At 70.4% G+C, this 15,058-nt stretch carries 3 protein-coding genes; all 3 read right to left on the bottom strand.

The window, feature by feature from the left end; all coding sequences use genetic code 11:
- Positions 1–5,897, bottom strand: a 5,897-nt coding sequence (locus ABZ717_RS27150) for a type I polyketide synthase (protein WP_358515630.1), incomplete at its 3' end; no start/stop codon positions are given.
- The gene (locus ABZ717_RS27145; protein WP_358515627.1) at positions 5,894–10,762 is read right to left on the bottom strand and encodes a type I polyketide synthase; all 4,869 of its coding nucleotides are present in this window, start codon (positions 10,760–10,762) and stop codon (positions 5,894–5,896) included. The genes ABZ717_RS27150 and ABZ717_RS27145, both read right to left, overlap by 4 nt.
- On the bottom strand, positions 10,759–15,058 hold a 4,300-nt coding region (locus tag ABZ717_RS27140; RefSeq protein WP_358515624.1), incomplete at its 5' end, for an SDR family NAD(P)-dependent oxidoreductase. The genes ABZ717_RS27140 and ABZ717_RS27145, both read right to left, overlap by 4 nt.

The raw sequence follows: 15,058 nt of genomic DNA, 5'->3' as shown, positions 1-15,058 counted from the left end.
CCCGCCTGACCACGCAAACCCCCCACACCACGACCCGACAACACCCACGGCACCACCGACACCCCAGAAACAGGCACCTCAGAAACAGACGCCTCAGAAACAGACGCCTCCACCACAGGCGCCTCCTCCAACAACACATGCGCATTGGTCCCCGAAACCCCGAACGAGGAGACACCCGCACGACGCGGCCGATCCCCGACCGGCCACTCCACCTGCTCGTTGAGCAACGTGAGCCCCCCGGGAGACCAGTCGATGAGTTCCGAGGGCGATTCGGCGTGCAGTGTTCTCGGCATGACGCGGTTCTGCAGCGCGAGCGTCGTCTTGATGACACCGGCGATACCCGAAGCGGCCTGGGTGTGACCGATGTTGGACTTGAGCGATCCCAACCACAACGGCCGCTCACGCTCACGCCCATAGACCTTCAGCAACGCCTCGGCCTCGATCGGATCACCCAAAGGGGTTCCCGTCCCATGCGCCTCGACCATGTCCACGTCATCCGCCGAAAGACCCGCGTCACGCAGAGCCGCCCGCACCACACGCTGCTGCGAAGGACCGTTCGGAGCGGTCAAGCCGTTGGACGCGCCGTCCTGGTTGACCGCGCTGCCACGCACCAGACCCAGCACACGATGCCCCCGCTCACGCGCACGAGACAGTGGTTCGAGGAGGACGACACCGACCCCCTCCGCCCAACCGGCCCCGTCCGCGTCGGTGGAGAACGCCTTGCAACGCCCATCGGGGGACATGGCGCGCTGTCGACTCCACTCGACGAACGTGTCCATGGTGGACATGACGACGACCCCGCAGGCCAGTGCCATCGAGCACTCGCCCTTGCGCAACGCCTGTGTGGCCAGGTGCAGCGCGACCAACGACGACGAACACGCCGTGTCCACGGTGATCGCCGGCCCCTCGAAACCGAACGTGTAGGACACCCGACCGGAGACGACGCTGCTCGCGCTCCCCAGGGCCAGGTACCCCTCGTGCTCCTTGGAACCGGCGGCCCGGGAGCCGTAGTCGTTGTAGCTGGCGCCGACGTACACGCCGGTCCGACTGCCCTTCAGGTCACGCGGGTTGATCCCCGCCCGTTCGAACACCTCCCAGGACGTCTCCAGCAGCAACCGCTGCTGGGGGTCGATGGTGAGCGCCTCACGCGGGGAGATACCGAAGAACCCGGCATCGAAGTCCCCGGCGTCCTGCAGGAAACCGCCCCCCTGGACGTAGTAGGTCCCGGGGTTGTCGGGGTCGGGGTCGTACAGGCCGTCGACGTCCCACCCACGGTCCCGGGGGAAGTCGCCGACCACGTCCCTGCCCTCCTTGAGGAGGTCCCAGAGCTGCTCGGGAGTGTTCACCCCTCCCGGCATCCGGCAGCCGACCGCCACGATCGCGATCGGGTCCTCCGCCGTGACGGGGGCCTGCTCCTGTGGCTCCGGCACGTCCTCCCCGGCTCCGCCGGGCAGCTCCTCGGAGAGGTGACGGACCAGGTCGTCGACGGTGGGGTAGTCGAAGACGAGGGTGACCGGCAGACCGACACCGGTGGCGGAGGCCATCCTGTTACGCAGGTCGACCGCGGTCAGGGAGTCGAATCCCAGATCGCGGAAGGCCCGATCGGTCTCCAGGTCGGCGGGGTCGTGCCCCAGGGCCGCGGCGACCTCCGCCGTGACCAGGCGCCGCAGCTCCCGGTCACGCTCCTCTCCCCGAAGACCGAGCCAGCGGTCGTCCTCTTCGTCCACCCGCTCGTCCGCCGCCGCCCGGTCCCGTTCCCGGACCTCGGGAAGCTCGCCCAGGACGGGAAGGTCCTTGGTCCATGGCGACGAGTCCAGCAGGAGACGCCACTCGATGTCGGCCACGGCGACGCACACGTCACCGCTTCCGACCGCCTTGGCCATCGCGTCGACGGCCTTCTCCGCGGGCATGGCGGGTATACCGCCGCGGCGCAGCCGCTCGGAGGTCTCCTCATCGACGAGGCCTCCGCTGTCCCACGCCCCCCACGCGATGGACGTCGCCGCGAGTCCTTGGTCGCGTCGGTGGCGCGCGAGACCGTCGAGGTAGGCGTTGGCCGCCGCGTAGGACCCCTGGCCGGGGCCGCCGAGCGTGCCCGCGAGCGAGGAGAACAGGATGAACGCCGAGAGATCGTGCTCTCTGGTGAGTTCGTGCAGGTTACGGGCCGCGGCGATCTTGGGCCTGAGCACGGTGTCGTACCGTTCCGGGGTGAGACCGTCGATCAGACCGTCGTCGAGGGCCCCCGCCGTGTGGACGACCGCGTTCAGGTCGGGCAACCCGTCCAGGGCGGCGGAAAGGGCGTCGCGGTCGGACGCGTCCACCGCGACGATGGAGACGCGGACGCCCTTGGCGGTGAGTTCCTCCCGAAGGCGATCGGCCCCGGGGGCGGCCGGACCACTGCGACTGAGCAGCACGAGGTGCTCCGCACCGTTGTCGGCGAGCCATTGGGCGACCCTGCCACCCAGGGCTCCGGTGCCACCGGTGACGAGGACGACGCCTTCGGGTCGCCAGGAGCGCGCGACGTCGGGTGCCCGGACCAGTCGTCGAACGTACACACCGGCTCCGCGCACGGCCGCCTGCGGCTCTTCGGAACCGGAGGCGAGGAGGGCGACCAGGTTCTCCGCGGCCGAGTCGTCGAGCCGTTCCGGCAGGTCGATCAGTCCTCGCCAGAACTGTGGGTGTTCCGTCGCCGCGATTCGGCCCAGCCCCCAGGTGGTGGCCTGTTCGGGTTCGGAGACGGTCTCCCCCGGGTGCGCCGCGACGGCGCCGGAGGTCGCGGCCCACAACGGCACGTCACCACCGATGTCGTTGCACGCCTGTACCAACGCGTTGTTGAGCGTGAGTCCCAGGCTGCGCCCGGAGGAGGAGACGGCGTCCCCCTCCAGCGCGCACAGGGACAGCAGACCCACGGGAGCCTCGACGGAGCGCAGGCGCTCCGCGATGGCGGCGCGGTCCTCACCCGAAACGAGTTCGAGGACCTCGCATCGTGCTCCGTGACCGTCGAGGGCGCCCAGCACATCCGTGACCAGGGACGAATCCCTCGACCCCGCGGGCACGGCGATCAGCCACCGTCCCGCGAGCTCGGGCGAAGCGGTGAGGTCGGTGCGCTTCCACGCGACCCCGTATCGCCAGGACGAGGTCTCCGACCCGATGCCGACTCCGCGGACCGGTGCTTCGAGCCAGTAGTGGCGCCGTTGGAAAGAGTAGGTGGGCAGGTCGATGACGCGCCCCCCGGAGAGCAGAGCCTCCCAGTCCACCCGCACACCCTGGGTGTGCAGACCGCAGAGCGAGTTCATGAGCCGGTCGAGCCCGCCCTGCTCACGACGCAGGCTGTCTGAGACGACGCTCGCGTCCAGGCGCCCCTCGTCATCGAGGGTCTCGGTCACGGCCGGGGTCAGAACGGGGTGCGGGCTCATCTCCACGAACACGTCGTGGCCGTCACGCGCCAACCTCCGGGTCGTGCTCTCCAGCTCCACCGTCCGGCGAAGGTTGCGGTACCAGTAGTCGGTGTCCTCCGCGGACAGCTCCAGTGGAGCCCCGAGGACGGTCGAGTAGAAGGGGACCTGGGAGTCACGGTGTCGCACCGGGGCAAGGGCCGTGGCGAGTTCCTCCCGCAGGAGTTCGACGGCGGCCGAGTGCGAGGCGTAGTCCACGGGGACGCGTCGCGTCCGGACCCCTTCCGCGCCCAGTTCCCGTTCGAGTCGGTTCAGTTCCTCGTCGGGACCGGACACGACGGCGGAGGAGGCACCGTTGGCGGCGGCGACGGCGAGCTCCGGGTATCGGTCCAGTTCGGTGCGCACCGTCTCGGCCGGGAGGCCGACGGACAGCATGCCCCCGCTTCCCGCGATACGCGTCAGGGAACGGCTGCGCAGGATCACCACTCGGGCCGCGTCTTCGAGTGAGAGCGCCCCGCTCACACAGGCGGCGGCGATCTCCCCCTGGCTGTGACCGACCACGGCGTCCGGATCCACGCCCAGCGAACGCCACACCGCGGCGAGGGAGACCATGACGGCGAAGAGGACCGGCTGGACCTGGTCCACCCGTTCCATCCAGCCCTCGTCCTCGGTTCGCAGCAGCTCCTCAAGCGACCAGTCGACGTGGTCGGAGAAGGCACGCTCGCACTCGGCGATCCGGCCGGCGAACACCGGGGATTCGTCGAGCATGCGACGTGCCATCCCCGACCACTGCGAGCCCTGACCCGGGAACATGAAGACGACACGGCGCTTGCGCCGCTGCCCCGTCCTGCCCCGGCACACCAGGTCGGAGGGGTCGCCTTGCGCGATGGCCTCCAGCCCCTTGAGCAGGTCGTCCTTCCCCGTGGCGACCACCGCGGCACGGTGCTCGAAAGCGGTCCGAGCCGTGGCGAGCGTGTAGGCGACGTCGAGCGGATCCTGGTCGGGTTCGTCCCTCAACCGGTCGCGAAGACGAACGGCCTGGTCCCGCAGTGCGGTCTCCGTCCTGGCGGACAGGACCCAGGGAAGGGCGGAGGAAGCGACGGTCCGCGGGTCGACCGACTCCCGAATCTCCTCGGCCTTGGGGGCCTCACGGAGGATGACGTGGGCGTTGGTGCCGCTCACACCGAAGGACGAGATCCCCACGGTGCGCTCCCGCTCGGTCTCCGGCCACGGCAGTGAGCGGACCAGCGGGGTGATCGCGCCTTCGGACCAATCGACCTTGGACGTGAGTTCATCGAGGTGAAGCGACCGGGGAAGGACACCGTGCCGCAGGGCCTCGACCATCTTGATCACGCTGAGCACGCCCGCGGCGGCCTGGGGGTGGCCGATGTTGGACTTCAGCGATCCGATGTGCAGCGGGCGGGCGCCGTCGCGGTCCCTGCCGTACGTGGCGATGAGCGCCTCGGCCTCGATCGGGTCGCCCAGGCCCGTCCCGGTCCCGTGGGCCTCCACCACGTCCACGTCACCGGGGTCCAGACGTGCGCCGGCGAGCGCCTGGCGGATCACCCTCTGCTGGGCCAGACCGTTGGGGGCGGCCATGCCGTTGCTGGCGCCGTCCTGGTTGATGGCGCTACCGGACACCACCGCGAGGACGGGGTGGCCGTTGCGTCGAGCGTCCGACAGCCTCTCCAGGAGGATGGTTCCCGCGCCTTCCCCCAGACCCATTCCGTCGGCGTCGGCGGAGAACGCCTTGCAACGACCGTCCTTGGCGAGGGCCTTGTGCCGGCTGAAGCCGATGAGGGAGATCGGAGCGGACATCACCGCCACGCCACCGACCACGGCGAGCGAGGTCTCCTTGCGGCGCAGGGACTGAATGGCCAGGTGCAGGGCGACGAAGGAGGACGAGCACCCGGTGTCAAGGGTGATGGCGGGGCCTTCCAGGCCCAGGGTGTAGGCGATGCGTCCCGAGATGACGCTGGTGGACATCCCCGTCACGAGGTGTCCCTGGACGCTTCCCTCCAGTTCGCGCCAGCCTTCGCCGTACCCCTGCCAGGCCGCGCCCAGGAAGACGCCCGTGGGGGTGCCCTTGAGGGAACGCGGAAGGATCCCGGCCCGTTCGAAGACCTCCCAGGAGGTCTCCAACAGCAGACGCTGTTGCGGGTCCATGGCTTCGGCCTCGCGCGGGGCGATACCGAAGAAGTCCGGGTCGAAGCCTCCCGCGTCCTTCAGGAAGCCACCGGAGTTCACGTAGGAGGTGCCCTCGTGTTCCGGGTCCGGGTGGTAGAGGCGTTCGAGGTCCCAACCACGGTCCGTGGGCAGGGGCCCGACCGCGTCCTCCTCACGGGAGACGAGGTTCCAGAGTTCCTCGGGGGAGGTGACCCCGCCAGGGCAGCGACAACTGGTGGAGACGATCGCGATCGGTTCGCGTTCGGCCTGCTTCAGCCTCTCGTTCTCCCGGACTGACGCGCGCAGCGCGGAAACCAACTGCTCGTTGTTCTCGGTCATTTCACACCTTCATCGGTCTCGTTCTGCAGCGCCAACCGGACCAGAGAGTCGATGTCCATGTCGTTCACCTCGTCGGGGTCGTCGAGTCCGACCTCGGGCTCCCGGCCCGGAGGGGCTTCCACGTCTCCTCGTGGGTCGGGGACCAGCAGCCCGTCCAGGTGGGCGGTGAGGGAGTCGGCGTCGGGATGATCGAAGACGATCGTCACGGGGAGTCGCAGCCCGGTGGCTCCTCCCAGTCGGTTCCGCAGGTCGACCGCGGTCAGAGAGTCGAACCCGAGCTCTCGCAAAGCGCGTTCGGGGTCGACGTCGTCCGGGCCGGTGTACTGGAGGACGGCGGCGATCTGGGTGCGCACCAGGTCCGAGAGTTCCCTCTCCCGTTGAGCCGGGCCCAAGGTGACGAGGCGGTCCGCGAGTGACCCGAAGGACGCCGCGGCCTCCTTCGGTTCCTCCGTCAGGAGTGCCGCGCGCGCTTCGGGCACCGTCGTGATCAAAGGGCTGGGTCGGGCCATGGTGAACACGGGCGCGAAGCGGCTCCAGTCCACGTCGGCGAGGACCTCCACGACGGGCCCGCCCCCAAGGACCCGGTGAAAGCCCTCTAGCGCGGCCTTCGGGTCCATGAAGGGGATGCCCCTGCTGCGCAGTTGTTCCTCGACGAGATCGGCGGCCATACCCCCGCCCTCGTCGGGTGACCAGATCCCCCAGACCACGGAACGCGCCGCCAGCCCCCTGCCCCGGCGGCGCTCCGCGAAGCCGTCCAGATAGGCGTTGGCACAGGCGTACGCGCCGTGCTCTCCGCTCCCCCAGGCCGCGGAAACCGAAGAGAAGAGGACGAAGTCGTCGAGCTCTCCTGGTTCGCCGAAGACCTGGTCCAGGGCGTCGGCGCCGGCGATCTTGGCGTGGGTGGTCTCCGCGAACTCTTCGACATCGGTGTCGGCCAGGCCGCGAAGCACGCCCGCGCCGGCCATGTGGAACACCGTGCGGACGGGGAATCCCTCCTTGGCCGACCGCTCCTTGATGTGGGCCAGCGCGGTCGCGTCACCCGCGTCGCACGCGGTGATCTCCACCTCGGCGCCCAGCGCCCGCAACTCCTGTTCGAGTTCGGACGCCCCGGGCGCGCCGGGTCCGCGTCTGGACGTCAGCACCAGGCGGGGCACGCCCAGTTCGGCCAGCCAGCGGGCCACCTGGGCGCCCACCCCACCCGTACCGCCGGTCAACAGGGCCGTACCGCCGGGAGTCCATCGAGGCCGTCCCCGGTCGACGGTGCTTCGGGTGAGGCGTCGCCCGTAGGCCGCCGCCGGGCGAAGCGCGACCTGGTCCTCCCCCGTGCCCCCGAGGACCGCGGCCAAGCGCGATCCCAAAGTGTCCGTCAGTCCTTGCCCGGGGAGGTCCACCAGTCCTCCCCAGCGGTCCGGGAACTCCAGGGCCGCCACACGACCCAGTCCCCACACGGCCGTCTGTTCGGGGTGGCTCACGAATTCCGCGCCACTGACCGCGACGGCTCCCGTGGTGATCATCCACAACGGCGCGTCGACCCCGGAGTCGGCGAAACCCTGGATGCAGGAGAACGCGGAGGCGACCGACCTCGGGAGTCCGGGGTGGTCCGGGTGGTGTCCCTCCTGCAGGGAGAGCAGGGAGACGATCCCCTGGACTCCGCCTTCGGCGGTCTCCTTGAACAGAGTGCACAGCGCCGAGCGATCGGCCCCCTCGGCCGGGATCACGACCTCCTCGACCCGGGCCCCGTGTCCGCGCAGCAGATCGGTGACCTCGGCATGGATCGGATCCGTGTTCCCGTGCTCGTGCACGAGTACGAGCCAGCGCCCCCGCAGCCGGGGTGAGACGGGCTCCGCAAGCGGATTCCAGGTCTGGTGGTAGCGCCACCGTTCGATGGACGCCCCGGTCTGTCGGCGTTCGTACCACCTGCCGAGCGCCGGCACCGCGTCCAGGAAGGAGGCCTCGGGGTCGATACCGATCTCCTCGGCCAGGGTTTTGGGATCGGCCGATCGGACGATGTCCCAAAAGTCCCCACCGACGTCGGCGGGTGCGGCCGCTTCACCGGTGTCCTCGGCCTCCAACCAGTGACGCTGCCGTTGGAAGGCGTAGGTCGGAAGGTCCACCGCGGTTCCGGCGGAACCGGCCAGGACCCGTTCCCAATCGACCGACTCCCCGTGCGCGTACAGCGACCCGAGCGAGGTCAGGAATCGGTCGGCGCCTCCGTCCTCCTTGCGGAGCGAACCGACGGTGAGGAATTTCCCGGAGGGTGCCTCGTCCTCCAGGGTCTCCGTGATGGCGGGCAGCAGCACGGTGTGCGGGCTCACCTCGACGAACGTGGAGTAACCGGCTTCGACCAGGCCGCGCACGGCGGCGTCCAACTCCACCGTGCCTCGGAGGTTGCGGTACCAGTAGTCGGCGTCCATGACATCGTCCCCGATGGGGCGGCCGGTGACCGTGGAGTGCAGGGGTATCCGCGCGGGACGCGGGGACAAACCGGAGAGGTCGGAGAGGATCCCCTCCTTGATCCGTTCGACATGGTGGGAATGGGAGGCGTAGTCGACCGGGACGCGACGCGTGCGCACGCCTTGACCCTCAAGCTCCGCGGCGAGTTCGTCCAGGCCGTCCGCGTTACCGGACACCACCACGGAACCGGTGCCGTTGACCGCGGCGACGGAGAGTCCGCGCCAGGATGAGAGCAGCTCTTCGGCCCGGGCCCGTGGCAGCGCGACGGAGAGCATCCCCCCGTCCCCGGTGATGGTGCGGATGCGCTTGCTGCGCAGCGCCACCACTCGGGCCGCGTCCTCCAAGGACAGGACGCCCGCGACACAGGCCGCCGAGATCTCACCCTGGGAGTGCCCGACCACGGAGGCGGGTGCGACTCCGCACGCCTCCCAGGTCCTGGCCAGAGAGACCATGACGGCGAACAGGACGGGCTGGATCACATCCACCCGGTCGACGTCCACCCCGCCCGCGTGACCGTCCTTGTCGAACAGCACTTCGTGTACCGGCCAGTCCACCCACGGTCGGAGGGCGCGGGCGCACTCTCGAAGCTCCGCGGCGAAGACCGGGGACTCCTCGGCGAGCCGACCGGCCATTCCGGGCCACTGGGCTCCCTGACCGGGGAAGACGAAGACCGGACCGGCGGTGACGGCGGCGGCTCTACCGTGTGCCGCCCCCTCCTGCTCGTCCCCCCGCGAGAGGGCCTCCAGTGCCTCGACCAGTTCGGCGCGGTCGGCCCCGACCACCACGGACCGGAGTTCGAAGGGGGTACGAGTGGTCACCAGGGACAAGGCCACGTCGGCCGGGGAGAGGTCCGGTCGCTCCTTCATGGCCTCGGCGAGTCGCTTGGCCTGGCCGCGCAGGGAACCCTCCGTCTTGGCCGACAGCACCAGGGGAAGGGACGGGTTCCGCCCCAGGACGGCCGGGGTGCTCGGTTCCTCCTCCACAGCGGTCGGTGCGCCGTCCTCGCCGTCGACCTCCGCTGCGGGCGCCTCTTCCAGGACCACGTGGGCGTTGGTTCCGCTGGCACCGAACGCGGAGACCCCCGCGCGTCGGGGGTGGCCGTGAACGGTCCATTCGCGGTTCTCGTGCAGGAGCTCCACCCTGCCCGTCGACCAATCGATGGCGGGTGAGGGAGGCGAGGCGTTCAGTGTCCGGGGCATGGTCCGGTGGCGCATCGCCATCACCGTCTTGATGACCCCACCGATCCCCGCGGCGGCGGCGCTGTGGCTCAGGTTGGACTTCAGGGATCCCAGCCACAGCGGCTGCCCGTCCTCCGGACGTCCTTGCCCGTAGGTGGACAGCAGCGCATGCGCTTCGATGGGGTCGCCGAGCGTGGTCCCGGTACCGTGCGCCTCGACCAGGTCGACCTCGTCCGCGGTGACCCTGGAGTCGCGCAGTGCCTGCTTGATCACCTGGCGCTGCGCCTCCCCATTGGGCGCGGTCAGGCCGTTACTGGCCCCGTCCTGGTTCACCGCGCCACCGAGGACCAGCGCGAGTACGGGGTGGCCGTTACGGCGGGCGTCGCCGAGCTTCTCCAGTACCACCGTGCCGATGCCCTCACACCAGCCGGTTCCGTTGGCGTCGGCCCCGAAGGACCGGCAGCGACCGTCGGGGGAGAGCGCCCCCTGGGCGCTGAACTCGATGAACCCCTCCGGAGTGGACATGACCGTGGTGCCGCCGGTGAGCGCCAGGTCGCAGTCGCCCCTTCTCAGGGCGGCGACCGCCGTGTGCAGGGCGACCAGGGACGAGGAGCACATGGTGTCGATCGTGAGGGCGGGCCCCTCCAACCCGAGGGTGTAGGAGACCCGGCCCGCGGTCACCGCCCCGGAGCGACCGATCATCAGGTTTCCGCGCAGCTTCTCCGGGGCGGGACGCACGTCGCTGCCGTAGTCGTGGTCGGTGGCTCCCAGGTAGACGCCGGTTCGACTTCCCCGGAGGTTCTCCGGCACGATCCTCGCCCGTTCCAGGGATTCCCAGCAGGTTTCGAGGAAGAGCCGTTGCTGCGGGTCCATGGAGGTGGCCTCACGCGGAGAGATCCCGAAGAACCCGGCGTCGAAGAGCGCCACGTCCTCCAGGAAGCCGCCCTGGTCGCAGTACGTGGTCCCCTCGCGGCTCCCCGAAGGGTCGAAGACACCCTCCAGGTCCCACCCGCGGTCCGCGGGGAAGGAGGTCACGACGTCCCTGCCGGACTCGACCACGTCCCACAGGTCCTCGGGAGACCGGACACCACCGGGGAATCGGCAGGCCATACCGACGATCGCGATCGGCTCGGACGCGCCTTCCTCCACCTCGCGCAGACGCCGACGGACGGTCCTGAGCTCGGCGGTGGTGAGTTTCAGGTAGTCCCGCAACTTGCTCTCGTTGGCAGTCATGCGCTTCCCAGTTCGTTGTCGAGCAACTCGAACATCTCCTCGTCGGTGACGTCTCGCAGTTCGTCGGCGTCGCCCGCCGTCTCCCCGGCGGTGTCCGTTCCCTGGCGGTCCCACCTCCAGAGCAGCGAACGCATGCGTTCCACCACCGCGGATCGGACCCGGTCGTCGCCGTCCGCCTCCATCAGGTGTTCCAGCCGTTCCAGTTCGGCCACGGCCGCGCCCGAGGGATCCGGTGCGAACCGTTCGTAGAGGTGCTCGGCGATGGCGTCCACGGAGGGGTGGTCGAAGGCCAGCGTGACCGGCAACCGGAGGCCGGTCATCGCCGCGAGTCGGTTGCGCAGGCCCACCGATGTCACCGAGTCGAAACCGAGGTTCTTGAGCTGACCGGTCCTGACGACGACGTCGGTCCCGTCGTGTCCCAGCACGGCCGCCGCCGCATCCGCGACCCGTCGGCCCAGTTCCGCCAGGGCCTCCTCGCGTGGGAGCGAGGCCACCGATCCGGCGAGGTCGTCGTCCTGGGTCCGGTCGCTTTCGACGAGGTCGTCGAGGATCGGTGTGGGCTCGACCACGCCGCCGGGGGCGGCGAATCGGTTCCAGTCGATGTCGCCGACGACCGCGAGCGGGTCACCCGAGCCGACGACCCCGCACATCGCTTCGTAGGCGGCTTCGGAGGACATCGGGTGCGCGCCGCGTTCCCCGAACCACCGCTCCGTTCGGGCGTCGACCATTCCCGAGTCGCTCCAGACCGTCCAAGCGACGGACGTGGCGGGCAGACCGAGGGAGTGCCGATGCGCGGCCAGTCCATCGAGGTAGGCGTTGGCCGCCGTGTAGTTCGCCTGTCCGGCGGTGCCGAACAGGGCGCCGATCGAGGAGAACATGACGAAGGCGGACAGTGGTAGGTCCCGGGTGAGTCCGTGCAGGTGGCGCGCGGAGGTGGCCTTGGCCCGGAGCACACTTTCCAACTGCCGGTGGCCGAGGTTGTCCGCGGTCGCCGGGTCCAGGACTCCGGCGGCGTGGATCACCGCCGTCAGCGGCCGTTCCTCGGGGATGGCCGCGAGGACCGCGTCCAGCGCGTCCCGGTCGGAGGCGTCACAGGCCTCGATGGTGACCCGCGCCCCCAGTTCGGTCAGTTCCTCCCGTAGCCGCGGTGCGCCCGGGGAGTCCATGCCGCGTCGGCCCACGAGGACGAGGTGCTCGGCTCCGTCCCTGGCCAGCGAACGGGCCACCTGAGCGCCGACACCGCCGAGGCCGCCGGTCACGAGCACGGTCCCCTCCGGGCTCCACGGCGTCACCGTGCCCTCGGGGTGGGACGACAGACGCCGGACGAACGTGCCCGATCGGCGCACGGCGCACTGCCGCTCCTCGCTCTGGGCCAGGACGGCGACAGCGCGGTCCCACTCTCCGGGCTCCGGCCGATCGGGCAGATCCACCGTCCCGCCCCACGTGTCCGGGCGCTCGGCGCCCAAGGACACCCCCAGGCCCCAGAGCGCGGTCCGCACCGGGTTCGTCTCCTCCCCGGACACCGATACGGCCCCGCTGGTGAGGTACCACAGAGGAGCGGTGAGGCCCGCCTCCGAGTGGGCCCGGTGAACGGAGACCGCGGCCTGGACGGGAACCGGGACCTCGCCCTCGTATCCGTCCGACGTGCCGGGCAGGAAGAGAACTCCGCCGACGGGGTGTTCGGCGGCGATCTCGCGTAGCCGCGCGGCGAGTGGTCCACTCCCCTGGGCGGGATCGAACTCCACCCTCGTCGGTTCCGCTCCGGCCCTCGTCAGCGCGTCGGCCGGCGAAGCGGTGTCGGTGTCGTGGCCGGCCACCAGCAGCCACCGGCCCGTGGGAGAACCGGAGAGTGCCGAAACCGCCGTCCATCGCGGCCGGTAGTGCCGGTTGTCGAGGATCCTGCCGAACTCGGAGGTGGCGGGACGGCGCGGGGGCATCCAGAACCTGCGCCGCTGGAAGGCATAGGTCGGGAGCGGGAGTCGGTCGGCCCGCGTGACGTCGAAGGCGGCGGACCAGTCGACGTCGGCGCCCGCGGTGTGGGCCCCGGCCAGTGACAACAAGAAGGACCGGTTGCCGTCCTCCCCCCGTTGGAGGGTGCCCAGAACGGCGGCCTCCGGAAGGATCTTCTGCACGGGCAGGGTGAGCACCGGGTGCGGGCTGATCTCGACGAACATCCGGTGGCCGTCACGGTGGGCGGTCTCGACCGCCCCCTCCAGGTTCACCGTGCCGCGCAGGTTGTCGTACCAGTAGCCGGCGTCCATCGTCTCGGTGTCCAGGCGCTCCCCTGTCACCGTCGAGATGATCGGTACTTCGGACACGGTCGGGCCGATGCGGCCGAGCCGCTCCAGCAGGTGTTCGCGCACGCTTTCGACCTGGGGTGAGTGCGAGGCGTAGTCCACCGGCACCATTCGGGCTCGGGCGCCGCGTCCCTCGGCGAGAACGCGCAGCCTTTCGAGGGCCCGGGGGTCTCCGGACACGACCGTGTCCGTGGGGCTGTTCACCGCGGCGAGTGACAGGCCCGTGCCGGCTCGGCCGATCAGGGCTTCGGTGTCCTTCGCGGAAAGCCCCAGGGAGAGCATTCCTCCGTGGCCGGACAGGTTCCGCAGGGCCAGGGCCCGGACGGCCACGACACGAGCCGCCTCCCGGAGGGTGAGCGCGCCGGAAACGCACGCCGCGGCGATCTCACCCTGGGAGTGCCCGATCACCGCGGCGGGCTCGACCCCGTAGGCACGCCAGAGCTCCGCCAGCCCGACCATGACGGAGAACAGGGCGGGCTGGACCACGTCGACCCGGTCCTCCATCGCTCGGCCGGGGTCCGCGCACAGCACGTCCAGGGGCGAACGCTCCACGAGCCCGGAGAAGGCGTCGGCGCACTCCTCCACCCGTTTACGGAAGACCGGCGACGACTCCATCAGGTCCCTGGCCATACCCGACCACTGCGATCCCTGGCCGGGGAAGACGAAGACCGGGGCGAGCGACTCGTTCGCGGTACCGGTGACGAGGTCGGGCGAGATCGCTCCGGTCTCCAGGCCCTCCAGCCCGAGGAGGAGTTCCTCTTTCCCCCGACCGACGAGGACGGCCCGGTGTTCATACGAGCTGCGGGTCGTCGCCAGCGAGTAACCGATGTCCCGGACGTCCTCGTCGCCGCGCGCGAAGCGATCCCGCAACCGACCCGCCTGCGCCCGCAAGGCCTGGGGGGTGCGGGCGGACAGTACCCAGGGCGTCGGCCCCTGGGCCGGACCGACGTCGTCCGTCTCCGGTTCGAGGGCGGGTTCGAGTTCGGGGGCCTCCTCCAGGATCACGTGTGCGTTGGTCCCGCTGACCCCGAACGCGGAGACGCCCGCGCGACGTGGTCGTTCCCCCCGTCGCCACTCGACCGACTCGGTGAGCAGGTCGATCCCGCTCCCCTCCCACTCCACCTCGGAGGTGGGGGTGTCGATGTGCAGGGATCGGGGCAGACGACCCCGCTCCAGGGCGAGCAGCATCTTGATCACGCCCGCCGCCCCTGCCGCGGCCTGTGTGTGTCCGATGTTGGACTTGACCGATCCGAGCAGCAGCGGGTTCCCCGCGTCGCGGCCGCGCCCATAGGTCTCGATGAGCGCGTTGGCCTCGATGGGATCTCCCAGGACCGTTCCGGTGCCGTGTCCTTCGACGGCGTCGACGTCCTCGGGCGCCAACCCGGCGTCGGTGAGAGCCGCCCGTATGACCCGCTGTTGCGAGCGTCCGCTCGGGGCGGTGAGGCCGTTGCTCGCTCCGTCCTGGTTGACGGCGGTCCCCTTCAGGATTCCGAGGACGGGGTGTCCGGCGGCGACGGCGTCGGACAACCGCTCAAGGAGCACCAGACCGCCTCCCTCCGACCAACCGGTGCCGTCCGCTCCCGCGGCGAAGGACCTGCATCGGCCGTCCGGGGAGAGTCCGCGCTGCCTGCTGAACTCGACGAAGACACCGGGGGTCGACATCACGGCGGCGCCACCGGCCAGCGCCATGGAGCATTCGCCCGAGCGCAGTGACCGCGCGGCGAGGTGCATCGCGACCAGCGCCGAGGAACATCCGGTGTCCAGGGTGACCGCCGGCCCCTCCAGACCGAAGGTGTAGCTGACACGTCCGGAGAGAACGCTGGTCACGTTGCCGGTGAGCAGGTGCCCGGCGAGCTCCTCGGGGGTGTCGACGAGGTCGCCCTCGTAGTGGAAGGAGCACCCCCCGACGAACACTCCGGTGGGGGTTCCCCGAAGCGACGAGGGGGCTACTCCGGCGCGCTCGAACGTCTCCCACGCCAGTTCGAGGAGAAGGCGCTGT

Source organism: Nocardiopsis sp. NPDC006832, assembly GCF_040635885.1.
Lineage (GTDB): Bacteria > Actinomycetota > Actinomycetes > Streptosporangiales > Streptosporangiaceae > Nocardiopsis.
The sequence above is the reverse complement of the archived record's forward strand: the minus strand, read 5'-3'. Positions and strand labels throughout refer to the sequence as shown.